Origin of the sequence: Alteromonas sp. KUL106, from assembly GCF_009811415.1 — a bacterium.
Lineage (GTDB): Bacteria > Pseudomonadota > Gammaproteobacteria > Enterobacterales > Alteromonadaceae > Alteromonas.
On sequence record NZ_BLIG01000028.1, the window covers coordinates 40,271 to 67,257 of the forward strand.

The window sequence follows — 26,987 nt, forward strand, 5'->3', positions numbered from 1 at the left end:
TAATAAATTGCATCTTACCATTAGGAGGTTATCGATGAGGGCTGGCTCATCCCTCTGATATGTGACACTACGCTGCGCCCCAGCGCACTTAGGTTATAGCCGCCTTCCAGCATACTGACGATGCGGCCATGGCAGCATTCGTCGGCGATATGACGCAGCTGCTCGCTTATCCAAAAGTAATCATCCTCAACTAAACGCAAATGCGCCATAGGATCTTCTGCGTGAGCGTCAAAACCTGCAGATATCAAAATAAGCTCCGGCTGAAAATTGCGAAGTGCGTTAAACCAATGCTGAACCTTTTCCCTAAACACATCACCTGTGGCGCCTGCTTCAAGGGGAACAGACAGGATATTGCTCGCAGAAACAGGCGAGCCACTATGGGGATAAAACGGGTGCTGAAAGCTGCTGCACAACATTATGCGCTGATCACCGGCAACAATTTGTTCAGTGCCGTTGCCATGGTGCACGTCGAAGTCAATGATGGCTACTCGCTTTAGTTCATAGTTTTGAAGTGCATAGCGTGCCGCAATAACAATGTTATTAAATACACAGAATCCCATGGCACTGTCGTAGGTCGCGTGGTGCCCTGGCGGTCTGGTTGCACAAAAGGCTTGTCTGTCTTCTCCATCCATAACCCAATCCACCGCATTACAACCCGCACCTGCTGACTCTAACGCAGCGGTTAAACTGTGACGCATCAACCCAGTGTCTTCATCAAGCCATGCCACAGCGTCCTTATTCTCTGAATAGGGTGTCTTCTCGTGATCGCTAAACATCGTTTGCGCTGCATGTTCAAAAACGCTTTTTACATAGTAAGGATCATGCGCAAGCGACAGATAAGCTTCAGCAATAGGGGCCGCGTCAGCATGCTCACATACCATGTCTAGACCAGAGGAAAGCAGCTGGTCGTCTATGGCAAATAATCGGTCTGGCGATTCGGGGTGGTCTTTCCCTAAATCATGTTTTGTGCCGTGCTTGCCACGGAAAATTCTTATTGTCATGTCAATGATGCCACATCTAGAACCAACTCTATGTCACTGGGATCACCCGTGAACTTTCTTTTGAATTTCGCTTGTTCAAAAATGGCTATCATCGGGCTGTTGTCACCGCGTACGTAAGCCATCATTTTTGCAATACCCCGCACCTTGGCAACGTTAATTAATTCATTTAAAAGCCGGCTGGCCATGCCCTTGCCTTGCTGGGTTTCACGGGTTACAAAGGCCGCTTCACAGGTATTGTCATGTGGGTTGTAATAAAAGCGACCCACGGCGTGAATGGTAATGCGAGACCCCTCCTGCCTCACAATACACAGCGCTGCGTCTGAACTTTGATCTACCGACACCAAATTACATGACTTCTCGCGAGACATTTGCTTAGGGTCATAGTTGTATCGAAGCCTAAGCGTCTCTTTAGTATGAGAATAGAAAAACTCTTGAAGGCGCCTCTCGTCGGCTGGATTCAACGGCCGCATGTAAAATGTCTCGCCCTGAATATTCAGCTTTTTAAGCTGAATAACGCCTAGCTCTGGAATGTCGGTAGGGTATTTTTCTTGATAATGAGGCACCCAGTAATGCTGGCGAACCTCCTCTAGCAATGACGCGCGGAATTTAGGGTGCGCCACACGAATAAGTTCGAGCGCGCGCTCTCGAATGCTCTTCCCTTTAAGTGATGCAATGCCGTACTCCGTTACCACATACTGCACGTTCCCTCGTGACGTCACCACCCCAGCGCCTTCGCTTATTCGCGGAGTAATGCGAGATATCGTTTCATTTTTTGCAGTGGAAGGCAGTGCAATGATGGCTTTGCCGCCTTTACTGATAGACGCTCCGGTGACAAAGTCTACTTGCCCGCCTATACCACTATAGAAATCATAACCTAACGAATCAGCCACCACCTGCCCCGTCAAATCTACTTCAAGTGCGCTATTTATCGCGACCATGTTGTCATTTTTAGCAATGTTGGTGGGTTTATTCACATAGCTACTGGGGTAAAACTCAATATGCGGATTACTGTCAATTAAGTCATAGAGCTTACGCGTACCAATGGCAAAACTTGTCACAATTTTACCTGGGTGAAAGGTCTTCTTTTTGTTTGTAATGGCGCCCGACTCTAACAGTTCAATAATGCTGTCTGTGAGCATTTCACTGTGAATCCCCAAATCCTTGTGATTACAGAGATATTTGAGGGTTGCGCTGGGTATTTTGCCAATACCAAACTGCAGCGTTGCACCATCGTCAACCAGCATAGAGACATACTGACCGATACGCTCAGCCACCGAGTCAATCGGCGGTGGTGTTACTTCTACTAAGGGCTCTTCGGCTTCAATGCACGCCGTGATTTCGCTGATATGAATGTAGGAGTGGCCCGCGGTTCTGGGAACCTGTGGATTAATTTGCGCAATAACTTTTTTGCTTTGTCTGATTGCTGACATCGCAATATCTACCGCGGGACCTAGCGAGCAATAGCCAAACTCATCAGGGGGACTCACGTTTACCAAAGCTGCATCTAAGGCAAGGGTACCATCACTGAACAAACTTGATATTTCTGATAAGAATACAGGGGTATAGTCAGCACGCCCTTCATCCACAGCTTTGCGCATGGCCTCCCCGCCGATAAAGAAGGTGTTTGCTTTAAATAGGTTCTTATATTCTTCTTTAACCCAACGGGTATCGCCTAATGCCAACATATGCACAAGCTCTATGTCGCTGAAGCCTTCGCTGTGATCAATAAGGTGCTGTACTAGCGCGTGGGGAACTGACGCATTGCCGCCTACGAAGACGCGGCAGCCAGATTTTATTAACGAAGGCCACTGTGGTGCCTGAGGTAAACTAAATGCCATATCCATCTGCCCTGTTTCTCGCAATATCTCATCATGCCATAAAAAGAGACGATTTCCCGCATTTGCTCATACCCGAGCCATAAGCGATTGGTCGTAGATCCACTATACCTGCGGTAACACGCCGCGATTACGAACATTTTAAGTCTCGCTGAGTGGGTTATTATCTATGCGGAATGGTATGCTAACCCGCATAGATAATTATCCATACGTGTAAAAAAGCCTAGCAGTGTTTGCTGCTAGGCTTCGGACATTTTACGTTACTGGTCGCGGCCATATCATTAGGAGTTAAGCCTTACAAACCCACGCTTACTGATATCGAAACTTTTCCAACCAGTTTCTGAAGAAGGGCGAAATGACAGATTTGCTGTTTGCGAGTCTATGACCGTCATTCAGTAATAAAAGCTGCGCTTTTTGATGGCGGGCATATTTAAGGCTGTTTTCAATTGGCACGATATCGTCATTCCAGCCGTGTACCAAACTGACATACCCATCGTACGGAAAACGCTGAATTTTATAATTTGGCATATAAAGAGCCGGTGCCATAAGGAATACGCCTCTGGCCGATATCTGACTTGCCGCCGCCAGCGATACATAACCGCCCATGCTTGAGCCTACCAAAACCACGTCGTTGCACTTTTCTGCAATGGTTTCTTTTAATCGTTCTAAACGGGCTTCGGGGCAGTCGAGATCTTGATAGTCGATACTTTCTACACCAAAGCCCATATCATTCGCCACGTTTGATAGCGTGGTGATTTTACTGCCCCAAGGTCCACTCTCTTTGCCGTGAGAGAATACTACAGTGGTCATTACCAATGTCCCTATTTTTAAAAGTGAATGTTTTTTCTCACTCTAGCGCACTTACTTATCGCTTGTCTTCTTTATGGAACAGTTTTTCTACCATCACGTAAAACATAGGCACAAAGAAAATTGCCAAGAATGTCGCGGCGAACATGCCTCCCATCACAGCAATCCCTATCGCGTTCTGGCTTGCTGCACCCGCGCCACTGGCCAGCGCAAGCGGTGTTACTCCTAAAATAAACGCCATAGACGTCATTAATATAGGACGGAAGCGTTGTGACGCGGCATTTGACACAGCGGTCATCAGATCTTCACCATTTTCATACTGCTCTTTAGCAAACTCAACAATGAGAATCGCATTCTTCGCGGCCAAACCTACTGTCGTCAAGAACGCGACCTGCAGGTAAACATCGTTGGGTAAGTTAAAGATAAACGCAGCTGTTACAGAGCCCAATATACCCAAAGGCACAACTAACATAACGGCGAAAGGCACTGACCAGCTCTCGTATAACGCGGCTAGGCAAAGGAAAACGATCAGAATTGACAGTGCATAAAGCATAGGGGCTTGAGAACCGGCTTCTTGTTCTTCGAACGACAGACCAGACCATTCAATAGCAAAGCCCGGCGGTAATTGCTCTACAAGCTTTTTCATTTCAGCCATTGCCTCACCCGAAGATATCCCCTTCGCAGCACTGCCTTGGATATTCACCGACGATATACCGTTAAAACGCTCTAACTTGGGCGAACCATATACCCATTCTGTTGTTGAGAACGTGCTGAACGCGACCATTTCACCATCACTGTTGCGAACGAACCATTTATCAAGGTCCTCTGGCGTCATACGATGGGGTAGATCAGCCTGCATATAAACCCGCTTAATACGCCCTTTATCAATAAAGTCGTTAACGTAGCTTGAGCCCCACGCTATTTGAAGTGCGCTGTTTATCTCGCTCAAATTCAAACCCAGCGCTGATGCCTTCTCGCTATCAATGTTAATTTTGAACTGTGGCACATCACTTAACCCGTTTGGACGTACGCCGGAAAGTTTAGGGTTTTGTGCGGCCATCCCCAGAAGCTGATTTCGAGCATTCATCAACGCTTCATGTCCATTACCACCGCGGTCCACGAGCTGCATATCAAAGCCCGTGGCGTTACCCAGTTCCATAATTGGCGGTGGTACAATTGGAAATGCGGACGCGTCCTGAATTTGACTGAACGCGCCAAATGCGCGTTGCGTCACGGCAAAAGCTGAATTGTTTTCATCACGCTCGCTCCAGTCGTTGAAGTTCAAAAACGCCATACCTGCGTTCTGTGCCTGACCGGCAAAGCTGAAGCCAACCACAGCAAACATACCGTTTACCGCTTCTTGCTCTTCTTCAAGAATGTAGTCTTCAACCTGTTTAATAGATTCAAGGGTTCGCCCCGCAGTGGCGCCAGGGGGAGTGCTAACTAACACCATCATGCGGCCCTGATCTTCATCAGGAAGGAATGCCCCCGGTAACTGGCTGAATATAAAAACCATGCCGCCAACTAATAATCCGTAGACAACAAAATACCGCTTAGCGCGCTTCGCCATATGAGTCGTAGTGCGTTGATACCGGTCGCGGCCTTTATTGAATGTGCGGTTGAACCACCCAAAGAACCCCTTGTTCTTATCATGATCTTCCGGATGTTTTTTCAATAATGTGGCGCATAAAGACGGCGAAAGAACGATAGCAACCAGCACAGAAAACGCCATCGCCGAGACGATTGTTACCGAGAACTGACGATAAATGGCTCCCGCTGAGCCGCTGAAAAACGCCATTGGAATAAAAACGGTAGATAAAACAGCTGCAATACCCACGAGAGCGCCGGTAATTTGTGTCATTGATTTCTTCGTGGCTTCAGCAGGCGATAAACCTTCTTCTTCCATGATCCGCTCAACGTTCTCAACCACAACAATGGCGTCGTCAACCAATAGACCAATCGCAAGCACCATGGCAAACATGGTAAGCACGTTTATGCTAAAACCAAAGGCAAGCAGTACGGCAAACGTACCGAGCAGCACGACAGGCACTGCAATAGTAGGGATAAGCGTGGCGCGCCAGTTTTGTAAGAACAACAACATGACTAAGAACACCAACACAACCGCTTCGATTAGGGTGTGTACCACCGACTCAATAGATAGCTCAATAAACGGAGAGCTATCAACGGGATACACCACTTTTACCGTATCTGGTAGGTTTGAACGCAGCTCTTCAACGCGCGCTTTTACCGCGTTAATCGTGTCTAACGCATTGGCGCCAGAGGCTAAACTAATGGCCATACCTGAGGCTGGTTTGCGATCATAGCGAACAATAACATCATAGCTTTGTGCGCCAAGCTCTACGCGAGCGACATCACGCACCCGCACCTGAGAGCCGTCAGTATTCACACGAAGTACGATATTTTCGAAGTCTTCGGTAGTCTGAAGACGGCTCTGCGCTTGAATAGTCGCGTTAATTTGTTGGTTTTCAATGGCCGGCATGCCACCTAACTGGCCCGCAGACACATCCGTATTTTGCACCTGAACCGCCGCTTGAACATCAGTGGGGGTAAGGTTATAGCTATACAGTTTATCTGGGTCCAACCAAATACGCATTGAGCGCTGTGCGCCGAAGACGCGGACGTTACCCACCCCATTAACACGAGAAATAGGGTCTTGGAAACTCGACACCAACATGTCACTCAAGTCGTACTGCGTCATCGTATCGTCTTCGGAATAGAAGCCTACGGCGAGGGCAAATGCACTGTTTGCCTTCGTCACGGTAACGCCCTGCTGCTGCACTTGTCCAGGCAATAGCGGTAACGCTCCTTGTACTTTATTTTGCGTTTGAACCTGCGCAATATCTGGGTCTGTTCCAGGCTCAAATGTGAGCGTAATCGACATGGTACTATTTGAGCTACTTGCCGAGAAATAGCGCAAGTTGTCAATACCCGTTAAGCTTTGTTCAATCACCTGCGTTACCGAATTCTCTACGGTTTCCGCCGACGCCCCCGGGTAAGAGGCAGAAATAGTCACTGACGGTGGCGCCACCTTTGGATACTGCTCAATAGGCAGAGACGTAATGGCTAGCACACCAGCCATCATAGTGATAATTGCAAGCACCCATGCAAACACGGGCCTGTCTATGAAAAAACGAGCCATATTACTTAAATTCCTTGTTTGCTATCGAGAGCCACGTGATGACGGTTGCCAATCCGATGGGTTTACTTTCGCGCCAGGCTTAACCTTTTGATAACCCGTCACAATAACTTTCTCACCTTCGCTGACACCGCTTTTTACGACATACTGGTCGCGGTATATTTTGCCAATGTCTAAAGTTCGCCCCTCAACCTCGTTATTCTGATTTACCACATAAACAGACAGCGAACCGTCAGGCTGGCGGGTGGTCGCGCGCTGCGGAACTAGCAGTGCATTCTCGCGCCCTGTGATGACATGGCCTTTTACGAACAAACCTGGAAGTAAAACACCATCTGGATTGGGCATTTCAGCACGCAGGGTGACTGAGCCTGTACTTTCGTCAACCGTCACTTCAGAGAACTTTACGCTGCCCGTCTGGTTGTAGCGCTCACCTGTCACTTCATCTACTGTTACTTCAACATCCATTGACCCTTGTTTGTGCATAGACTGACGAAGCGTGATGATAGATGCCCCAGACTCCTGCATATCGATATACACTGGGTCCAATTGCGTTATTGTCGCGAGCTGCTGGGCTTGGTTAGTGGTAACAAGCGTACCTTCAGTAACGAAGGAGCGACTGATACGGCCGCTTATGGGGGCGTAAACCTTGGTATACCCCATGTTTACTCTGGCCACGGCTACCGCCGCCTCTGCTACGCTAATGGCTGCCTGCGCCTGATCTTTTTGCGCAATCACATCATCGTATTCTTGTTTACTCACTGCATTTTGTGCCACTAAGTCGTCATAGCGACGCGCCTTCGCTTCCAAGGTTTTAAGGTTGGCTTCTACACTTTTAAGATCGGCTTTGGCACTGTTTAACTGCGCTAAGTAGCGTGCCTCGTCGATTTGATAAAGCTGCTGACCTTTCTCTACGTAAGCCCCTTCTTCGAACAAGCGGTCAGTGATTACACCGTCGACCTGAGGGCGAACTTGCGACTGCCTAGACGGGCTTACCCGACCTGGCAACACCATTTCATGTACTACAGGTTGTTTTTTCAGCGTAACGACTGAAACTGAAGGCGCAGGCATACCTTGCTGAGCAGCGGCCTGTGACTGTTCACCTTCGTTTGAACACCCGACAACCCCAATCAGTGTCATCAATGCTGCAGTAACATAAAAAATGCGACTCATAAATTTTCTATTTCCCAATAACTTTTACAGAACACGATATGTGCCCTGTGTTTCCAATATAATTCCCGTGATTTTTGCTTGCGAAGCGCCGGTCAAACTAAGCCTGTAGAAGCTTTAATAATGATGGATGCAGGTGACAAAGCATGGCAAACACTATTTATTACGAATCTACGTGCTAATAGCTCATATTGTGCGTATTTACACGTCACAATAAAAGCGAATGAAGCTGAAGCTACTGATGTTGTCGGTCAGTTACCAAAGGCTTTGTACTTTATACGAATAATAAGAAAACAAAGAGACCAAAGCATTCTATTTAAGCGAATAATACTTCAACAGCATTTGATAAGAATGGATAACCTTTTGCGCATCCTCCTGATTTCCGCCTTTGTCAGGGTGCACTAGCTGAAGGGTTTTCTTGTAAGCACGTTTCAGTGACGAAAGGGACATATTTTCCTCTTCGCTCACACCTAGCAATCGGTGTGCTTCTTCAACATCCTCTGGCTGAAAGACAGCCAATGTTCCACCCGCCATTTTTTGCCAGAATGCATCAAGCAGAATATCCACACTGTGGCGGTCAGCACGTTCAAAGTTGGACCAGTTCAAATAATAATCGGCGAGGGCATCGGCCGCTTTTAACTGCTCTCCTTGCACCGCATCGTTGTCGCTAGCTTTTTCTAATGCGGTTACAGGAGCAAGCTTAATACTCAAGGTATGAATATCTAACTCCCCCTCATTTGCTTCACGCCAATAACGTTTAAGTTTGTATAGCACATGAAACAAAACGAAATGGGTCTTAAACAGCATGAGAGGGTCTCGCAGCGCATCGTCATCAAAAAAGGCGTACGGCGGGCCTTTCAGCAGCTCAATGAGGGAATATTCGCTTATTCCTTCTGTAAACAATGCTTTTTGTGTCGACAAGATATCAAGCAGCAAATCAGCTTGTTGCGTGCCTAGACTTTCTTTGTCGGTATTGCTCTGCAAAATGCTTATCTCCAATCAGAAAGGCATAACGCTTGGCTTTACCTTCAAAAAGTATGGCTTAATCAGAACCATTGATATTTATTATGAGAAACTAATCCAAAATACTCGATTGACTGTTAAAGTAGGTTGGTCAAACTAAAATAACAACACTGGAGTTCACTTGAAAGCACTCATTGCCCTTACTAGTATCCTTGGTTTTCTCATGGTCGTATTGCCCGGCCCACTCTATCAATACGCTGGCGTTAGCTTAGGCACTGCGTTCACATCATTGCGATTTGGCGTATACGTAGGTGGAGCCGCCATAATCCTGATTATTTTACAGGTACTCATCAACCGTAAAAACGTAAGTTGGGGAAGTACACTCCTTTGCGCCATATTGGCTTTGGTTGCTGTGGCTATGCCCGTTAGCATGATGAGCAAAGCGAGCGCCGTTCCGCCTATTCACGATATCACCACTGATGTAACGAACCCGCCAGAATTCGTAGCCATCGCGCCACTTAGAGAAGGCGCACCCAACTCTATTGCCTATGAAGGCGGCGATGTAACCAAACAGCAGCTAGAAGCATACCCTGAAATTAAAACGCAGCTTCTTCCGCAGCCCATCAATGAAGTCTATGTCGCAGCCGAAAACGCTATTGCAGCGCTAGGTTGGGAACAGGTAACCGAAGGCGCTTTACCAAATACGCTTGAGGCGACTGACACCACCACATGGTTTGGATTCAAAGACGACGTAGTAATAAGACTCACGGCGAAAAGCGATGACACCTTAGTTGACGTACGCAGTAAATCACGAGTAGGAAAAAGTGATTTGGGTAAAAATGCAGAGCGTATTGAAACCTTTATGGCTGAGCTAAGAAACCAGCTAGGCTATCAATAAGCTCGCCTGGAAAATTAACCGCAAACTAAAAAGCCCGTCAGTTGATTACTGAGGGGCTTTTTAGTTTTATCTTTCAATCGAATGGGTATTAGCTTTTTTACTAGTGCGCTAGCTTGAGTACCACGACGCCGGCCACGATAAGCGCAACGCCGAAGTAACGCGCCAATGACGACGGGTCACCGTAAAACATCACGCCAACCAAAAATGTGCCCGCGGCACCTATTCCCGTCCATACTGCATACGCCGTACCTATAGGTATTTGTTTTTGTGCCATCCAAAGGCAAAAACCACTGGCAGCCATAAACCCTATGGCTAGCAGAATTCCCATAGCGCGGGTTTCCGCCTCTTGGGACATTTTAAGTCCAACGGGCCATCCAATTTCCAGTAAGCCCGCAACAATCAAATATATCCAGCTCACTTATATATCCTTTAAAAAACAGGAAGGTTTGCTTATAAATACAGAATATTCAACGCAATTTAGCATTTTGCTAGTCAGCGTTTTTTACTAAAGGCTCGCCAATTGAAGACTGACCATACCCAAAACTGCCGCGTTTAAGCGGTTAAACCAACGCCAAAACTTTGGGCGCTGCATATGATGAGCAAAGCGCGCTGTCAGTGTGCTTAGCCCTACAAACCACACAATGGATGCACCAATAGCGCCCCCAACAAACCACCATTTGTTCTCTTGCCACTGGCTCGCCAAGTTACCCATTAGCAGTAACGTGTCTAAATAGAAGTGTGGATTCAGCCAGGTTACCGCTAGCGCGATAAGCAGTGCCTTTTTGAACGAAAGCTGCTTTTTGGCCATCTCTAAAACAAGCGTATCATTTGCCAAAGAAGACTTTATCTTGTTAAACGCAATCCACAACAAAAACGCGACGCCTGCCCATTTTGTGACTGTTACGAGCATGGGGTACTCTTGCAGCAAGAGACCAAAACCCATGGCACCCAGGCTAATAGAAATGGCATCGCTCAATATAAACAGTAATACAAAAAGCGTGGTCCACTGTTTTTTCATCGACTGTTCAATCAGGAAGCTGTTTTGTGCCCCCACTGCGATGATAAGGGTACCGCCCATCACGAACCCACTGCTTGCTGCCGCCAACATGATAAATGCCTCTTTAGATAATGACTTGATAAATTAAACGCACGTCGCGTTGCTTGGACTTTTAGTGATTGGGTATTGCCACTTACCGTTAGACCAATCCAAGCAAGATTACGATTTGGCGCTATTTTATACAGCTTGCAAGACTTAATTAAATTAATGATACTTGTAATGAATAAGCAAAATTAATAATTTTAACTTTCCTTTCACAGGCTTTAATAATGCTAGATTACGATGCGCTACGATGCTTTCATGAAGTACTTCGCTATGGTGGCTTTGAAAAGGGTGCGCAGGCACTAAGCCTCACGCAGTCAGCGGTATCGCAAAAAATTAAGCGGCTCGAACAAAGCGTGGGCGGGCCAGTTATGGTGCGTACAAAACCACTTCGCGCGACACCGCTGGGAAAAGAGTTGCTTGCCCATATACAGAAAGTGAGCGTGCTTGAGGAAGCGCTAAATATTCAAAGCGGTTTAGAAGCCTCGGCAGCGCCGATTAGCGTGGCAGTGAATAACGATGTGCTTGCCACTTGGTTTTCCCAAGTGATGGCGGCATTCAGTAATAAGCGCGCTAACCCCGTGCATATTGTTAATGCAGATCAAACACAAACCAGAGACATTCTGCAGCAAGGTCGCGTTATGGCATGCATAAGCCAAACCGGTACGCCAGTGACGGGTGGCCAGTCGGTAAGACTGGGCACCATGCGTTACCAGCTTTATGCCTCACCGCGCTTTATAGAGCGATATCTTCATAAAGGAATATCGGCTGAAAGTGTCATGAATACCCCAGGCCTCTTGTACGATGAATACGATGTTACGCTGCTTACTGACTATCAACGAGAGTGTTTAAATATTGCACCCACGTTTACCACGTGCCACTGGTATCCGTCATCTCACGGTTTTGTAAAAATGGCCATAGATGGCGTGGTTTGGGCACTACTTCCCACACTTCAGGTTGCGCAAGAGGTAAAAGAAGGCGAACTCATCGCGCTTTTCCCTGACAAAGAGTTGGGCGTTCCTCTTTTTTGGCATTGGACTACACTCGAGTCGGCCGCCCTTGCAGACTTAACAAAAGCCGTCAAACAGGTCGCAAAAGCGCAGCTGAGATAATACAATCTTAATGGCTTGAGGCGTGCTCGGCAGCCCTATGCTTCTTTTTCACGCCATACATTAATTTGTCGGCTTCAGTTAACAAACTCGATAAATCCTTGCAGCGGTCTTTTGTAATGTACGCGCCTACACTCGCCGTCACATTTATAACAACGTTATCTGTTCTTATATCGCGCTCAGCTAAACTTTCTTCGATGCGTAGCGCAAGGCGTTCCGACTGACCTTCACTGTAACAATGACTTAATACCACGAACTCATCGCCCCCTAAGCGCCCCACGGCATCCTGATCTCTACAACGACTCATTAAGATTTTCGCTATCACCTTTAAAACGGTGTCTCCAGCGTAATGTCCATATTGGTCGTTAATGTCTTTGAATTTATCAATATCAATGAAGAGTAGGGTTAAGTACCCCCCCTCTTTATTGAAGTTATCCACCAGCGACTGCGCCACGCCCTCCCAGCCGCTGCGATTTAGCACGTTACACAACGAGTCTGTGGACGCGCGTTTAAACGCAGTCAACCTGTCATCATCAAGCTTTTTCACTTTCCTTGACGTGGCGATGGCAAAAATAAAGGCTTCAATAGTAATGCCTACGATAAGACCGTATCGGTACATAAATGGCGAAACCTCTTCGAAAACCAAACGAAAAAGCATTGAAAAGACCATCACCGCAATCCCTAGCAAGACCAAGTTTGCACAATGAACTTTGCGAAACGCAGCGTACACACAACTTGATAACACTAACGTCATGGTCACTAAGGTAATCCAACTCAGCATGGTGTTAATTTTCGCGGCATCAGCAACGGGGAGAACAAGTTGGACCGCAGAAAACGCAAATGCTGCCCACGCCATTCCAAGTATAAGCTTACGCTGCCATATCTTTAACAGCGCTTTAAAATCCAGTAGGTGGTCTAAAAATTTAACCCCTGCAAAAACCGTCAAGCCAGCAAACAGCAAATGTAGCTGGAAACTTACAAGCAGAATAACCTGCGGGAAAAAAATATTTAGCAGCCCTTCTTGAAGTAAGAAGAACACACCTGCACTGAAAACGTAAAAGCTGTATGAGTAAAAGCCATAGCTTCGCATGCTGGCTCCAAGCATGCCTACGTATAAGGTTAGCGCTAAACAAAAGCCGATAAATAGGCTCATTGTGAGAATGTGAACCGACACAAATCTTTGAAAATCACTTAGCGGCGTGACTTTCAGTGAAACTTTGCGATCTACTTGCGCACTGATGTCGAGGTATAAAACGGTGTTCGTACTGTCAATAGCATAAGCTTCAAAGGCGCCAGGTAGCCTTTCGATGTTACGCATTTCACTATCGTAAAGCTGATTGTAATTTATGTAGTTTCGCGGAAAATAAAGAACGTGTAGCCCACTTATGTTACACGTTAGTCTTAAACGTTGCTCACCTGCTTGAAGATGCATGACAGAAGTAAGCGGCGCATCAGTGCCTTCTTCTACTAAGCATTTAGCGAGCGAGTGGAAACTCGCGATAGATAAAAAAAACGCGATGAACAAGCGAATAAAACTACGCGACACGTGCCATGTCATAGATTTGCTTCCTACTGGTACTGCAGCCAAATCCGTGTAGCAGATTTGTCCCTGTACGGCTATTTCACTGAGATAGGTTTTGCCTGGTTACAAAAACCAACCTATATTAAGCATAGTTTATAAATGTTAATTCGCTTAAAAAAATTTTCTTTGTGACGCGAAACATGCGCTGTTCAAGTATTAATAGATAAAAAAACGGGAAACGTGTCAGACGCTAAACTTGATACCGTTTAGGCCGTTGAGCTTAGGCCTTGCAAACAAGTAGCCTTGAAAGCGTTGAACACCAGCATGCTGTAACCAGAGCCATTCCTCCAACGTTTCCACTCCCTCTACCACCAACGGGATCCCCATTGAATTAGCGAACTCGAGCACAGCTTCAGTTATCGCCTGCCGATGACCGTTTTCATGAACCCCGGTCGTAATCTTTCTATCTAACTTTATTTTATCCGGTGAGAAATCCGCAAGTAATGAAAGACCGGCATAACCCGCGCCAAAGTCGTCAATGGCAATACGAATACCATAAGAACGGATTTTTTCAATTGCATCATGAAAGGCACCACTTTCACTGATTAGCTCGGCCTCGGTGACCTCTATCACTAACTGTTGAGCTTTAAGCCCAGACTGCACAACAAGGCCATGCAAGTATTCGCCAACGTTGGGTAAATGGGTGATAGCCCCTGGACATAAGTTAATCGACAAAGACTGATCGGGGGTAATAAGAGCGGCGCCCTGGTGTATAGCGATAGCTTTCGTTTCAAGGTCAAATTTGTACTTTTCTTGCCCTTTAAAACTACTGATAATGTCTTCAGGAAATCTCCCATCATCACTTCTTATCAGCGCTTCTATTGACGATATCCTTGCTCTACTGGTGTCCACAATAGGTTGGAATGCAAACTGAATACTGGAATCACGGTAAGGCGCTACGGTCATATCTGGCGTATTTAGGTTAACACGCAATCTTTTGCGAGCTTCGTCACTTAGGCACGTTCGCCATTTTCCAGAAGCAAAGCTATTGAGGAGCGCAAAAATTCGACTTTCTCTATTAAGGCTAAGGTCTGGGGGAAGCCAATAACAGCTGCTTTCTTCGCTCACTGGTAAGGCTCTAAGGTGCCAATCACCAAAGTCACGTTTAGGAACGATGATTTCAGTCACCTTCATCACGTTATTATGACGACGGTCGATTTTAATGCGTTCGAAAAGAACATCAACGTGCTCACTTTCTCCTTCAATTACTTGAAAAAAGTATTCTCCGTCGAAGAGCAAAACACCGGTTATGTTGTAACGCTCATTAAAGGGTAAAGAGTCGCTAGTTATTTTATCTAAGCAAGTTTCATTAACATTACTTATAGACTGACTTCTATACACTAACTGTTTTAGCACGAGACCCCTCTTTTATTTCAACCTGCAATCGCTTTAGAGCAAGATTCAAGTTGTTACTTTCAGAATGTCCGTTTCAGTGATAGGCAGATATTACAATTGAGAAGTATAGCAGTGAAAACACAGGCCTCACAGAGTAAGCACATTATACTTTGATTTAACGTCGCTCAATGGCGGGAATGGCGAAATAAGCATCCAGGTCTGTTTCTTTTAATGCATTGAGCTTGCGCTTCTTTTCAGCTCTTGCATGAATGGTTTCGCCAAACACTTCTACATGTAAATCTGCAATCAGCGCCGTACCTTCCTCTTTACTGAGTAAGCCCATTACTTCGCCGGCATGCATAAATCCCTGTACCCGATATTTTTCCGCATCGACCTTCTTTCCCTCTTTGCTAGCGGTATAAAGGCGCACTAGCTGAGCTTTGCAAGCCGCTATAAAGCTGTCTTTTTCTCTGTCGTTTTGCATTAACGCGCTCCGTCTGTTTACCGTGTATACCTTAACGATATTTCATCGTTGTGGATAGTGACTCGTTCAAACAGCACAGCGGTATACCGGGCGGTATTCATGATTACAACTAAAGTCCATTGGTGAGATCTCTGTATCTCACCTACGCTTTTATGAGTGCTAGAAGGTCATGCTTCTAGGAAGTCACACGTAGATATAAGCGAGCATCACTATGCGAGTAATAATAGCTTTAGGTATGGTCACTGCCTTAGCATTTGGCCCCACTGCTTCAGCAAAAGGGGCAGCAAAAGGAAATGCTCATCATTGGGAAACGTCTCCCCACCACTTATCAGTACTTGTTGGTACCACCTATACCGAAGAGTGGGGCAATGCATTCACGTTAGGTATTGACTACGAATATCGCGTCAGTGATTTTTTGGGCTTGGGTTTTGTTGCCGAATACGCGTTTGAAGACCTAGATGCCTACACGTATTTACTCGTTGCCGACCTTCACATTACTCATAATTTTATTGCACAAATTGGTCCAGGCGTTGAGTTTCATGGTAGTCACAAAATGGAAGTGGCACGGGTTGGTTTATTATATGAATATGAAGTAGCAGGCTTTACTATTTCACCGCAGCTACATTACGACTATCACAGAAACCACAAGAGCGCTGTGGTCGCTGGACTGGCAATTGGCATGTCTTTTTGTGAAATGACAATTAAGTTTGACCGTAAAGCTCATTAATTACAATTAAGTTTGACCGTAACTACGTTAGCCTCTACTCCACTCTCCAAGAACATAGGTGTATCAATCTCGCGCTAGCGGTCAATCACAGTCCGTCTTATTTTGTAATATTCCTATCTGGCTCCACTATGATTTCACATGACAAGCAATGAGCGGATTTACCCCGTCTTTATGGACGTTTAAAAAAGAACACCAACAAAGCACTTACAACAGTCTTTTACCTGAACAGTGCCTCATGCTTTTATGGTAAATACCATTTCTCCCCGTGGTTGGTTCCATTTTCGAACATACCACGCTGTTATACCTTCTCTGGAATTGCCCGTCCGCCAGTAATAAGGTTAATGCGAGAGCGCGACAGGACGAGATGATATTGAGCGCATCCAGCTGCATTGTCTGTCTAATTATAACGAATTCGTTATAATTAAAGTCATCGGAACCCGATGAATAGGCGAATGGATAACATTCAACTCTATTGTCCTCAGCGGCACAGTAGCGACATTTGTCGGTTTCATCGCGAGATTCACTTTGCAAAGCAGCAGGCCAGAACCGATGATTAGCTTCCAGGAAATTTGGGATAATTTTTCCACGCTGATACCACTGATAGTTATATTTGCCGTGATCGTCGCAGGCGCGATGTACATCTTGCGTCACCCTGAGAAATTATGAGTGCGTAGCAGTTTGTGCTTCTTGTATTGCTTATTGTTGCTACCCAGGCAGGGTGGCTTTAGCCCAGACTTGTCGATGTGATGATTAATATTGCTCAGAAGGAGTATGCAAAAAATGCATATTCCTTCTGAGCGCAGGTTGAGATGTTGTATTTTATGCAACAACTCGCTGCAAACCCTAACGGAAGAATACAATGCTCGAAGAAGCCATTTTTTATTGCCTTTAGCGGTGATGGTAGGTGCCACGATGTATGTCATAAAATACAAGAAGCGAGGTAAAGGGAAGTTCACTGGCTCCTAATAAGACGGATTAAAAGCGCTAGCACTCAGATAACACCGATAGCGACAGACAAACTGATAAGGGGGACGCATTCATTAAACCATCCTCATTCATCACGAAAGTCGCCGCTATCGTCTTGGTGCTCAGCGCCATCTATTCCATTATGTAAAACCTCAACAAACAATGCTTACTACGGTTTTTTCTCTTCGCGTGGCCTTTTATCGAAATGCTCACGCAGCTTTACCCACCGTCGCATATTTTTACGCACCTGAGCACGCTCCTGCTCACGCTGCGTCAGGTCGCTATACTGGTACTCTTTCATTATTTTGTCACCTTATTCCCTAGGCTTAAAAAGCCGCATAATTAGTCATAATGAAAGTTTCATAGTGATAAAGTCATAATGATACTTTCATTATGCGTTTATTCTAATGTATTGGTCGCATCGCGATTAGGCTTCTATACTAACTTTACTTCCATGACAAAGAGATTTCTGACATGCAAGAAGAAGAGGCTGAAAAAATAGTGAAAGCCGCAGAGGAAGCGTGTTTCGATGCTATATTCGAGATTCATAAAGTTGCCCGCAGACACAATACCTCTATTATAGTTGAAATTGGCGGAGTCCCCGTCGAAAAATCCCCTTTGACAGACAAAGAACTTAGCGCTCACCAGGCCAAAACATGGAAAAGCAGATCTAGCTAAGCTTCCCAGAACTATAGCTATGGTGAATGCACCACTGGTACAAGTTCACATTTCGGTAAACAAGTCGCTGGCAGAGAATTTAAATCCATTCTAGCTATACGGCGGGACTACCTCTAAGTCTTAAGTGGGGCAAATGTGTTTTCTATATGCTTCCATGTATCACTTGACATTAATTTAATTCTTAAGAGTCAAATTGATGTTCAAATGCAGATCTCGAAATGCAACTGATTATGTCGCAGTCGTTACATTTTCTGCCCTTCAGCTTATGTGTCTTTGTGAGGTACTCTGAAGGTTCAATAACTCCACTAGGTAGATCAACTGTATCACTCTCATTTTCTAGAAAGAGTTGCCAAACATCTGGGACTTTATCCAGGATCTCAAAAAATACATCGTGAACTAATTTATTACGTTTTTTACTCATTTGAGTATGTATGGAGCTTATTTGTAATAAATCGTCACTTGATTGTTTATTTCTGATTAAGAAAAAAGCAAATGCGTCTAGAAGACAAGGGGCAATAAAATTTTCGACTAGCCTTTGCACACCACTGTATTGAGAAACTCTTTCATCACTACTACACTCATCATCTGAACGCGGTATCCCTGCTAATATTTCCTGTAATGCATCGAAAGTATTAGCTCTTTTTAACGAGGAGCATCGGTATAAATATGACTCATGAATTCCGCAATAATTACTGAAATACCAGTTTTTCTTGAAATAGCCAAAGCCATAACTTGTTATCGATTCTTCAATACATAATCTGCAATATCTCACTGGCTGTGTAAATGGAGAGGATGCCGATGCCTTTCCACTCAAGCCTATAAGTTGTTTAAGATATATATGATTATACTCTGGTGAAAAAAACATATTGTTCGCATTTATTAAGCCTCCAATAAATGCTATTTCACTCAACAAAGCTCTCTCATCGAAAGGCTCATAAAGATGTTCGAAATTTTTTGGTAGCTTTGGAAATGACAGCCAATGTCCTTTATTACCAATAACGTTGTCGACGCGAAAAATACCATGCTTCTGTTGAATTCTGAAAATCCAACTTTGTAGTAACTCGTCGTTTAACGGTTTCAAAATAGATCAGGAATAATTGCTCAAATAACTGAGCAATTTAATCTTCTTGTTCTTCTGGATAAGGAAGCGGTTCAACTACACTCCAGCCCTCTCTCGGAGGTTTGTTATAGCCAACTCGGATATTTCCATTCTCTGTAGTAACAACTGTAGCCCCTCTATGAATGAAAGCTCTGACAACTGATTTTCTGGGGTGATCTTCGTCTTTCTTTGCGGCACTAACAACAGCTGTGAAATGAGAACTCTCCAGCTTACTCGGATAACTTTTTCCAAGAAGTTTGTCCAGTAACTCGGATGAAACGTTGTGTCTAGAACCATGGTGAGGTACTTGAACATAATCTAGTCCTGGCAGATTCAAACCAACAAGTGGTGCAAATTCAATCGACTCCTCAAGAGCGGCTCTTCCTGCATCACCTGTTAGTAAAATGTTCTTATTACAAATATTAGCAAATTGAACTACGCTCATATTATTTTCAGCACTAGTGTCATCTGGCGGAAAATATTCCTCGCCCCAAAGCGAACGGATGTTATTAATAACACTTTTCGCAATTAAGCCTAGCTCTGTCAGTAATGTATTTTCTTCAATCCTTTTGGATTCTGGTGTTTTTTCTGAGTCAACAACCAAGTCAAGATATCTTGAAATACTTGGTGCTAAAACGAAAAATTCACCAATTCTTTCCCCTTGAAAAGGCTCTTTGATCGTCACACCATAGTCTTCAGCTAACTCTTCTAAAGCGGCAATATTAGGATAAATTTCTTTTAACCTTGCTTTCAAATTTTCCACTGACTTAAACCGCGAAAACCTATCTATTAAGGTATCTGCGTACAGCCAAGGTCGTAACATCCAAATTTCTGTAATTTCAAACTCGCCAAATAGAGATCTGAGGCCAGCGGCATGGTCGCCATCAGGATGGGTGACAACAACTGCGTCGATTCGCTGCGGGTTCCCATAGTAGCTCTTTACATGTTCAACTAAGCTATCGCCAGTCCTTAAAAAACCTCCGTCTGTTACATGAATTCGAGTAATACCATCAATCTCATATCGCATTGGTATCGCATCGCCGCTTCTAGATGACTCCACATCTAAAAAATCAATTTCAAAAAAATCGTCCATGACCTACTCCCGTTCGCTATATTTATCAACCCTTTGATTTATGTATGCCGTTTGTTTCTTATACGAAAATGCAAATAAGATAATAAATAAAAATATCCCTACTCCAACATAGTAACCTTTAATGCTAGGACAAAATTCCGCTAATTTTTCCCCAACTTTTAAAGTACCAATACAAAGAAAAAGTGATAAGAATGTCCTGTACATGTTGTTTGCTTCAGACAAAATCTCTATTGTCTTATCTCTAGCAACTGCGTCTAAATAACGTTGGTATTCACTAAACTTCAAAAAGCGCAGTGACTTGAGCAGCGGCTCAAGCAGTACCGAGCCTATGCGACTTACTACCAACCCAATAAAATAATAAAAGAAAACACCAACAACTAAATCTTTTTGAATCAAATCATAGGAAGTAACAGCTTTCAAAACAACGACAAAAACGACACCAGGCAATAAGTAATTAAACAGGTTGTATGAGGATAATTTATCCATTAAATCTTTCATGAATACTTTATTCCATAGTAATTCACATCACAGATATCCACGTCCTAAGCTATCATTTGAAGCTAGATTAACCAAACATTAAACTATGAAACCCAACTCTCACTCAACACCTCTGCCTGTTTGAGGCAAAGGTCTATCGCTTCGTCAGAGCGGTCTGGTGGGTATTTCCATCTGCGTAGTGCACGGCGTACCAGGTTTCTGAGCCTTGCGCGAACACTGTCTCGTTTTTGCCAATCTACCGTTGTGGACTTACGTAGCTTTTCGGTAATTTCTTTAGCAAGGTTGCGCAGGTTATTGTCGCCAAGTTCTCTTACTGCACTTTCGTTTTGAATCAATGCACGGTAAAAAGCGATTTCATCGTTATTCATTCCGAGTTCTTCGGCCTGCATGAGATCCTTTTCCATATCCTTTGCCATCTGAATAAGCTCTTCGATAACCTGAGCCGTTTCAATTGCGCGGTTATGGTATTTGCGCAGGGTTTCTAAAATTCGTTCTGAGTACGCCTTTTCAGAGACAACATCATTTTGCATCTTGGCTTTAACATCGTCTTTGAGGAGCTTTTCGAGCAGTTCAACCGCCAGATGACGATGCTTCATGTTTCGTACGTCATCCAAAAACTCTTCAGATAAAAGCCCTACATTGGGTTTATCCAATCCAACTGACTCAAACACGTCCACAACGCCACCTGCAACAATGGCATTATCAATTATCTGTTTAAGTGCGGAGTTTTTCTCGTCTTCCGATTTTTTCTTACCGCCACTGTGTTTAGCAAAGGCAGACTTTATGGCACTGAAAAAAGCGATTTCCTTTTTATATTCGGCAGTCTCATCTAACGTACTACACAGTGAAAAGGCTTTTGATAGCGGCAGCATGGCATCGAGGAATCGCTTCTTCCCGTCTAACTTACCGTTACCAGGGTTTGGTAACCCCAGGATGTGGTTCATTGCACCTGGTAGTATCTTAAGGGCGTTGTCTTTATAATCTGAGTAATCAAAGCCAACCATTAACGCTCTGATGATCTCAAGCTTCTCAAGCATGATCGCAAATGCTTCATGGTTATCATGTGTCGGCTTACCTCTGCCCTGCGAATCAGCATAAGTTTTAAGGGCGTTTTTCAGTTCATTGGCAATACCAATGTAGTCAACCACTAACCCACCTGGCTTGTCTTTAAATACACGGTTAACCCTAGCGATAGCCTGCATCAGATTATGCCCCTTCATGGGCTTATCGACATACATGGTATGGCAAATTGGAGCATCAAAGCCTGTTAACCACATATCACGCACAATCACTATCTGAAGTGGATCGTTGATATCTTTATAGCGCTTCTCGAAAGACTTCTTGGTGTCTTTGTTATGAATGTGAGGCTGCAATAACGGCTTATCGGAAGCCGAGCCTGTCATAATCACTTTAACTGCGCCTTTGGCAGGATCATCGTCATGCCAATCGGGGCGAAGTGCAATTAACGCATTGTACATGTGCACACAGATTTCTCGGCTCATACATACAATCATTGCTTTGCCTGGGAAGGTGGCTATTCGCGTTTCAAAGTGATTGACCAAGTCTTCGGCGACTTCCGCCATTCTTGGCTCTGCCCCTACAAGCTTCTCCAAAGCCGCCCATTTGGACTTGGCTTTTTCTTTCTGTGCAGTGTCTTCTTCGTCTTCAAAGACTTCATCAACATCGGCATTAAGCTTTTCGATATCATCCTGCCGGATATCCAGCTTTGCCAGGCGTGATTCATAGTAAATCGGTACGGTGGCACCGTCTTCTACCGCATCCTGAATATCATAGATAGAAACGTAGTCACCAAATACAGCACGGGTGTCTTTGTCTTCGGCTGAAATAGGCGTTCCGGTAAATCCTATGAACGATGCATTTGGCAGCGCATCGCGCATATATTTGGAATAGCCATACACGTATTTGCTATCAACCACATTGCCGTCTTTGTCTTTAATTTCAACATAACGGGCTTTATCGCCATATTGGCTGCGGTGTGCTTCGTCACTCACAACAACAATATTACTTCGGCCACTTAATACAGGATGCTCTGTTTCCCCCGCTAATAACGCAAATTTCTGAATGGTGGTGAATACGATGCCGCCGGATTGTTTAGAGGTAAGAATATCCCTTAACGAGTCTCTGTCTTCGGCTTGCACTGGTGTTTGTTTAAGCGCTTCTGATGCCATCGAAAAAGTGTTAAACAGCTGCCCGTCCAGATCGTTTCTGTCGGTGACTACCACAACAGTTGGGTTATTCATTTGTGGTTGAGCCATCAATTTGCCCGCATAGCACACCATCGAAATGGATTTACCTGAACCTTGTGTATGCCACACCACACCTGCTTTACCTGAGCCAGGTTTCACTTTTTTATGGTAATCGGCGCGAGGTTCCTCAATACCATTTCCATCCGCTGCCTTGCGGCTGGCAACGACGGTTGCCTCAACAGCAGCGCGTACAGCATGAAACTGGTGGTAAGCAGCAATTTTCTTTATCAATTCGCCGTTACTTTCTTCAAATAACACAAAATGATGGATGTAATCTAAAAACAATTCAGGGTCGAAAAAGCCCCTTACAACGGTTTCTAGCTGATACTCCATAACTGGCTTATCGTCTTCATCTTTTACCGTTCGCCACGGCAGAAAACGTTCTTTATTCGCGGTTAATGAACCAACCTTGGCGGCAAAGCCATCACTGATCACCAGCGCTTCGTTAAAGGTAAACAAATCTGGAATTTGTTCTTTGTAGGTGAGCAATTGATTAAACGCGCTATCAATAGTGGCGTTTTCGGTTGCAGGGTTTTTCAGTTCGATAACAGCTACCGGAATACCATTAATAAACACCAGTACATCTGGCCTGCGATTACCTTTTGTACCTGTTATAGTGAACTGATTAACAATGAGAAACTGGTTATTCGCTACTGATGAAAAATCGATAAGCCTGACGTAATCAACCTTGTCTTCACCGTTTTCCTTATATTCTACCTTAACCCCTTCCAGTAGATACTGATGGAACAGTTTGTTGTTCTTACTCAGGATTGGGGTTTCTGGTTGGCTAACAGCGCTTACGGCATATTCAAGCGCTTCTTCCGGTAATTGCGGGTTGATCACTTTAAGTTGCGAGAGTAACCGCTCAGTAAGCAGTATTTGCCTGTAGTCAGCGCGCTCTGGCGATGCACCATCAGGGGCTATGTCATAACCATTAGCATACTGGTATCCGGTTTCTTTAAACCAGTCGATACAAAGCTGTTCCAGTTGGTCTTCAGTTATCATCGTTATTCCCTTTCACAAACTCATTTAAGCAGGTTCAGGTTCCTGTAAATTTTCCCGTACAAATACTCAAACAAACTTATAGTGAACCAAGTAAATCCTTAGCTTCACTGGATGAAGCCGTATTCGAGTTAAGCGTTTCTATCCCATTGTTTTATCGTCAAAGTATTTACGTTTTCTAGTATTGAAAGCAGGCATAGCTCCCTCCAGTACATTTACGATTCTTTTATTTATGTCTTTATTTTCAATACTTCCTGACTCGGCAGTAAACCTATAACCAACTTCTTTATCCAAATGCACATATATTACCTGTTCAGCGTCAGACACAATGGCTAAATTCGGGTTATGTGTAACCATAATAATTTGACGCTTTTTCTTTGCTGCTTTTATAAATGGTACTAGGATAGTCGCGACACTTTCGTTATCGAGATTGTCTTCAGGCTGATCTATAATCAGTGGCACATTGTTCTTATCCAACAGCAGGTAAAATACCAAAAGAAGCGCCCCTCGTTCCCCAGGAGACAATTGGTCGATTCCCTTTCCCCCTTGCTTCAATTGATAGTTGTAAGTTAAGAATTCCAAACCGAATAAATAATCATAGAACTTCTGAACATCACGCACCTGCTCTCTCAAATCTCTTGAAGCCTTTTTTTGCCCATCACGAAGGTCTTTCCTCAAAGATACTAAAATGCTTTCTAAAAAAGCTTTTACGTCTTCAGGGTTGTCAAAATTAATATCGGTAGTTAGCAGCTTGAAATATTTTTCCGCGCCGTCCTTTGAATGAAAAGAGCCTGCTTTATTTTGATAAATGTGAGATAAAAAATTTTCTCCGAACATATTCACGGAATCTAAAGAAGCATCCACTTCAATTTTATAGTTCTGAAGAGTTTCGGAGTTTTCTGTAATAAGAGAATTTAATCTTTCCCTAGCACTTTTATATAAAGAAACGACTTCTTGCTTACTCTTAAACACTTCATCGACCAACTCAGCACGTTGCTGATAAAGAATATCCAAGTCGCTATTCAGATTTTCTTGAAGATAAGCTATTTGAGACTCTAAATACCTAATTGTACCTGGAGTCGAAGCATCACCAATTAGCAAAGTTCTCTCTTTTTCCCATTTAGACAACGCGGTTAGATAAGATTGATATTTTTGTTGTTCGGAGTCTAGTTTACCTTTTTCGATTAAAAGCTCTTTCTTTTTATTTTCAAGCTGCACGCGAAGAGTAGGTTTTTGGGTAGTTGCCCCTTCCAAAAGACCATCATCACCATCTAATAACCCACTAATTTCACTCAGCTGCGTTGAGATTTCTTCAATCTCATCATCAATAATTTTTGTATTTATTTGAAATGAAATAAGTTTTTTAGAATCCAGATCAAAAACTGACATATCTTTGATCAATTCTTGGATATAAAGCTCAATTTCAGATTGCTTTTGGATTAATGAAGCTCTAACTTTTCCTAACGTGTTTTTCTTGATAAGTAGTTCTTGTTTCAACTTTTCATAATCAGCAATGCTATCTTCAAGATTTTTAATCTCCTCCCTAATTTTTTCTAGTCTTTTGTTAGCTTCCTCATGAACCTTTTTTTTCTCAGGATCTTCATTCGGATTTCCTACGGTATCAGGAGATGTTAAAGCTTCAAGTTCTCTTCGCTTCTGTTGTAATTTGGATGCTAGTTGATTTTTATACGAGCTAGTCGCTTTAAGCTCGTGGTCAATAATAATCTTATTGAGTGAATGAATTTTTTCTCGACTGTGGCTAATTTTTTTGGCGACATCACTGGTTTTCAAAGCAACTAATTCAGAAAATGATGAAGTGTTTAGTTTTTCTTCATCCGGAATATGTGAAAACACAACCCCCTCAATTTCTTTTTGAAACTCTTCAACTGTAGATATTTCGTTAGTGAGTCTTTCAAATAGCCCTTGAGGCAGATACTTAACTTCTCTTATGGAATCATTTCCTGGAACTTCATTAAGCCCTTTTTGATTTATAATTCCACTTTCCCATCGAAGACTTGCTCTAAAATTCGATGCTATCTTTCCCTTTTTTTCTTTAAATTTCTTACTTGTCAGAAAGGAAAAATCGTCATCATCGTAATGGTTTGAACATAAAGCAATGATATCTGCAACAGCACTTTTCCCACTCCCTTTATTTCCAATTATTGCAACTAATTCGTGGTTTAAAGGAATATTTACGTGTTCAAACCAAACATTCGAAGGATCTGAGTAACCATCAACTGATGAAACCTCCAAGGTGTCTATGTACTTAGTCTTGTTTTTGGTCACACGTTCGAACAATTCAGGTTCATCACCAACAAATATGCGTTCTTCAAACTCCTCTATTGCATGAACTAAACCGTCAAAAGTTGGGTCAGCTTTTATCCATGTCAATGAGTTACCAATACGATCTTTATCTTGAGACTCTGAATAATAGTGAGCATCACTACAATCTAACAATCGATCATTTACTTTTTGTTTTGTAAGCTGATTTTTAGATTTAATGTATTCTTCACGAGTGCTAATAGCTGTAAAGACGATATTTGCATTGTTGATTATCGATTTTTTGGTAGCTATTGATGAATCACTCCACTTGAGTGCAGCCCATTCAGTTTTACCAACAGCAATTAAAAACTTACCTTTGAAACAATCCTTATCTAGTGCACTAAATATCTGCTTTTCGTCAATATTCAGATTATTAAATCCTTCAACCAAATTAGATTGATACTTACCTAACTGACCTTCGGGTACACCTTGCTTTATCCTTGCACCTAACTCCTCAACACTATTTTTGTTGATGACCCTTGTCCATTTTTCTCCTGATTCCAATGTGTACGATTGTTCTAATGTATTCAGAAACTGACTAGTAATAGTTTCTACTGGTACTTCGTCAGAAAATATTACATGTAAGTTGATGCGTTTATGGCTGCCAAAATCAACCCCCGCAAACTTTTCAATTCTGAATTCAAGTACAGGAAGAAGTTTAATATTTTGTAATCGATTTTGATTTTCTTGAATTGTCTTTAATTTTTCATATCCTTCAATAAACAGATAATCATTAATGCCAATTACTGCAAATTCACTCGGCAACGATTCCAAATCAGATACAAATGTCTCCCACGCAACATCATCACTACCATAATTTTGGTATAACGATGCTGGTGTATGCACATGCAGATCCCACTTCCGCCATTCAGCTCCTCTAGCGAATTTTTCCATAACA

At 43.6% G+C, this 26,987-nt stretch carries 21 protein-coding genes; 4 read left to right on the plus strand and 17 right to left on the minus strand.

All coding sequences use genetic code 11. The features are described 5' to 3' along the window. Positions 1-20: 20 nt before the first annotated feature. The 6 genes from GVO63_RS10885 to GVO63_RS10910 all read right to left on the minus strand — a co-directional run bounded on the left by GVO63_RS10885 (position 21) and on the right by GVO63_RS10910 (position 8,951). Positions 21-1,001 (minus strand): histone deacetylase family protein, encoded by a 981-nt coding sequence (locus GVO63_RS10885; protein ID WP_159492172.1) that lies wholly within the window; start codon positions 999-1,001, stop codon positions 21-23. After that, positions 998-2,839, minus strand: coding sequence for a bifunctional acetyl-CoA hydrolase/transferase family protein/GNAT family N-acetyltransferase (locus tag GVO63_RS10890; protein ID WP_159492170.1), 1,842 nt, complete (start codon positions 2,837-2,839; stop codon positions 998-1,000). Before GVO63_RS10890 ends, GVO63_RS10885 begins: the two co-directional genes overlap by 4 nt. Before the next feature lie 306 nt (positions 2,840-3,145). Beyond that, positions 3,146-3,646 carry a YqiA/YcfP family alpha/beta fold hydrolase gene (locus GVO63_RS10895; RefSeq protein WP_159492158.1) on the minus strand — a complete coding sequence of 167 codons (501 nt, stop codon included), beginning with the start codon at positions 3,644-3,646 and terminating at the stop codon, positions 3,146-3,148. A gap of 55 nt (positions 3,647-3,701) precedes the next feature. Then, positions 3,702-6,803, minus strand: coding sequence for an efflux RND transporter permease subunit (locus GVO63_RS10900; RefSeq protein ID WP_159579812.1), 3,102 nt, complete (start codon positions 6,801-6,803; stop codon positions 3,702-3,704). A gap of 21 nt (positions 6,804-6,824) precedes the next feature. After that, a complete protein-coding gene (locus tag GVO63_RS10905; protein WP_159579814.1) occupies positions 6,825-7,970 on the minus strand; it encodes an efflux RND transporter periplasmic adaptor subunit in 1,146 nt (381 codons plus the stop codon). Positions 7,971-8,279: 309 nt separating this feature from the next. After that, the gene (locus GVO63_RS10910; RefSeq protein WP_159579816.1) at positions 8,280-8,951 is read right to left on the minus strand and encodes a DNA-J related domain-containing protein; all 672 of its coding nucleotides are present in this window, start codon (positions 8,949-8,951) and stop codon (positions 8,280-8,282) included. 160 nt (positions 8,952-9,111) lie between these two features. Here GVO63_RS10910 and GVO63_RS10915 point away from each other — a divergent pair, with 160 nt between their 5' ends. Continuing rightward, entirely contained in the window at positions 9,112-9,828 is a 717-nt protein-coding gene (locus GVO63_RS10915) for a DUF1499 domain-containing protein (RefSeq protein WP_159579818.1), read from the plus strand. Positions 9,829-9,928: 100 nt separating this feature from the next. On the opposite strand, the gene GVO63_RS10920 is transcribed toward GVO63_RS10915, so the two are convergent. Further along, on the minus strand, positions 9,929-10,246 hold the full coding sequence (locus tag GVO63_RS10920; RefSeq protein ID WP_159579820.1) for a multidrug efflux SMR transporter: 318 nt from the start codon (positions 10,244-10,246) through the stop codon (positions 9,929-9,931). Positions 10,247-10,333: 87 nt separating this feature from the next. After that, the gene (locus GVO63_RS10925) at positions 10,334-10,936 is read right to left on the minus strand and encodes a LysE/ArgO family amino acid transporter (RefSeq protein ID WP_159579822.1); all 603 of its coding nucleotides are present in this window, start codon (positions 10,934-10,936) and stop codon (positions 10,334-10,336) included. A 218-nt stretch (positions 10,937-11,154) separates the two neighbouring features. Between GVO63_RS10925 and GVO63_RS10930 the strand changes: the two genes are divergently transcribed. Next, positions 11,155-12,039 carry an ArgP/LysG family DNA-binding transcriptional regulator gene (locus tag GVO63_RS10930; RefSeq protein WP_159492144.1) on the plus strand — a complete coding sequence of 295 codons (885 nt, stop codon included), beginning with the start codon at positions 11,155-11,157 and terminating at the stop codon, positions 12,037-12,039. 7 nt (positions 12,040-12,046) lie between these two features. Here GVO63_RS10930 and GVO63_RS10935 read toward each other — a convergent pair whose 3' ends face one another. From GVO63_RS10935 to GVO63_RS10945, 3 genes are all read right to left on the minus strand, one after another. After that, entirely contained in the window at positions 12,047-13,594 is a 1,548-nt protein-coding gene (locus GVO63_RS10935) for a diguanylate cyclase (RefSeq protein ID WP_159579824.1), read from the minus strand. Positions 13,595-13,801: 207 nt separating this feature from the next. After that, positions 13,802-14,974: a diguanylate phosphodiesterase gene (locus GVO63_RS10940; RefSeq protein ID WP_159579826.1), complete on the minus strand. Its 1,173-nt coding sequence runs from the start codon at positions 14,972-14,974 to the stop codon at positions 13,802-13,804. Positions 14,975-15,128: 154 nt separating this feature from the next. Then, complete coding sequence (locus GVO63_RS10945; protein WP_159579828.1) at positions 15,129-15,437, minus strand: hypothetical protein; 309 nt, start codon at positions 15,435-15,437, stop codon at positions 15,129-15,131. Between the two features lie 211 nt (positions 15,438-15,648). Here GVO63_RS10945 and GVO63_RS10950 point away from each other — a divergent pair, with 211 nt between their 5' ends. After that, on the plus strand, positions 15,649-16,164 hold the full coding sequence (locus GVO63_RS10950; protein WP_159579830.1) for a hypothetical protein: 516 nt from the start codon (positions 15,649-15,651) through the stop codon (positions 16,162-16,164). A 1,135-nt stretch (positions 16,165-17,299) separates the two neighbouring features. Here the strand turns inward: GVO63_RS10950 and GVO63_RS19770 are convergent. Then, entirely contained in the window at positions 17,300-17,431 is a 132-nt protein-coding gene (locus GVO63_RS19770) for a hypothetical protein (RefSeq protein WP_268891645.1), read from the minus strand. Between the two features lie 173 nt (positions 17,432-17,604). Between GVO63_RS19770 and GVO63_RS10955 the strand changes: the two genes are divergently transcribed. Then, complete coding sequence (locus GVO63_RS10955; RefSeq protein WP_159579832.1) at positions 17,605-17,808, plus strand: hypothetical protein; 204 nt, start codon at positions 17,605-17,607, stop codon at positions 17,806-17,808. 181 nt (positions 17,809-17,989) lie between these two features. Here GVO63_RS10955 and GVO63_RS10960 read toward each other — a convergent pair whose 3' ends face one another. From GVO63_RS10960 to GVO63_RS10980, 5 genes are all read right to left on the minus strand, one after another. After that, positions 17,990-18,889, minus strand: a complete 900-nt coding sequence (locus GVO63_RS10960; protein WP_159579834.1) for a TniQ family protein — start codon at positions 18,887-18,889, stop codon at positions 17,990-17,992. A gap of 37 nt (positions 18,890-18,926) precedes the next feature. Then, the gene (locus GVO63_RS10965; protein ID WP_159579836.1) at positions 18,927-20,000 is read right to left on the minus strand and encodes a ComEC/Rec2 family competence protein; all 1,074 of its coding nucleotides are present in this window, start codon (positions 19,998-20,000) and stop codon (positions 18,927-18,929) included. 3 nt (positions 20,001-20,003) lie between these two features. Next, positions 20,004-20,498 (minus strand): hypothetical protein, encoded by a 495-nt coding sequence (locus GVO63_RS10970; protein WP_159579838.1) that lies wholly within the window; start codon positions 20,496-20,498, stop codon positions 20,004-20,006. 83 nt (positions 20,499-20,581) lie between these two features. Continuing rightward, positions 20,582-23,770 carry a type I restriction endonuclease subunit R gene (locus tag GVO63_RS10975; protein ID WP_159579840.1) on the minus strand — a complete coding sequence of 1,063 codons (3,189 nt, stop codon included), beginning with the start codon at positions 23,768-23,770 and terminating at the stop codon, positions 20,582-20,584. Between the two features lie 138 nt (positions 23,771-23,908). Further along, positions 23,909-26,983 (minus strand): TrlF family AAA-like ATPase, encoded by a 3,075-nt coding sequence (locus GVO63_RS10980; RefSeq protein WP_159579842.1) that lies wholly within the window; start codon positions 26,981-26,983, stop codon positions 23,909-23,911. Between the last annotated feature and the right edge of the window lie 4 nt (positions 26,984-26,987).

What these genes read in the sequence shown, in the direction of transcription:
- GVO63_RS10885 (WP_159492172.1), bottom strand. Translation starts at nt 1,001, where the DNA reads ATGACAATAAGAATTTTCCGTGGCAAGCACGGCACAAAACATGATTTA.
- GVO63_RS10895 (WP_159492158.1), bottom strand. Translation starts at nt 3,646, where the DNA reads ATGACCACTGTAGTATTCTCTCACGGCAAAGAGAGTGGACCTTGGGGC.
- GVO63_RS10905 (WP_159579814.1), bottom strand. Translation starts at nt 7,970, where the DNA reads ATGAGTCGCATTTTTTATGTTACTGCAGCATTGATGACACTGATTGGG.
- GVO63_RS10965 (WP_159579836.1), bottom strand. Translation starts at nt 20,000, where the DNA reads ATGGACGATTTTTTTGAAATTGATTTTTTAGATGTGGAGTCATCTAGA.
- GVO63_RS10950 (WP_159579830.1), top strand. Translation starts at nt 15,649, where the DNA reads ATGCGAGTAATAATAGCTTTAGGTATGGTCACTGCCTTAGCATTTGGC.
- GVO63_RS10945 (WP_159579828.1), bottom strand. Translation starts at nt 15,437, where the DNA reads ATGCAAAACGACAGAGAAAAAGACAGCTTTATAGCGGCTTGCAAAGCT.
- GVO63_RS10935 (WP_159579824.1), bottom strand. Translation starts at nt 13,594, where the DNA reads ATGACATGGCACGTGTCGCGTAGTTTTATTCGCTTGTTCATCGCGTTT.
- GVO63_RS10975 (WP_159579840.1), bottom strand. Translation starts at nt 23,770, where the DNA reads ATGATAACTGAAGACCAACTGGAACAGCTTTGTATCGACTGGTTTAAA.
- GVO63_RS10980 (WP_159579842.1), bottom strand. Translation starts at nt 26,983, where the DNA reads ATGGAAAAATTCGCTAGAGGAGCTGAATGGCGGAAGTGGGATCTGCAT.
- GVO63_RS10970 (WP_159579838.1), bottom strand. Translation starts at nt 20,498, where the DNA reads ATGAAAGATTTAATGGATAAATTATCCTCATACAACCTGTTTAATTAC.
- GVO63_RS10930 (WP_159492144.1), top strand. Translation starts at nt 11,155, where the DNA reads ATGCTAGATTACGATGCGCTACGATGCTTTCATGAAGTACTTCGCTAT.
- GVO63_RS10955 (WP_159579832.1), top strand. Translation starts at nt 17,605, where the DNA reads ATGCAAGAAGAAGAGGCTGAAAAAATAGTGAAAGCCGCAGAGGAAGCG.
- GVO63_RS19770 (WP_268891645.1), bottom strand. Translation starts at nt 17,431, where the DNA reads ATGAAAGAGTACCAGTATAGCGACCTGACGCAGCGTGAGCAGGAGCGT.
- GVO63_RS10900 (WP_159579812.1), bottom strand. Translation starts at nt 6,803, where the DNA reads ATGGCTCGTTTTTTCATAGACAGGCCCGTGTTTGCATGGGTGCTTGCA.
- GVO63_RS10925 (WP_159579822.1), bottom strand. Translation starts at nt 10,936, where the DNA reads ATGTTGGCGGCAGCAAGCAGTGGGTTCGTGATGGGCGGTACCCTTATC.
- GVO63_RS10890 (WP_159492170.1), bottom strand. Translation starts at nt 2,839, where the DNA reads ATGGCATTTAGTTTACCTCAGGCACCACAGTGGCCTTCGTTAATAAAA.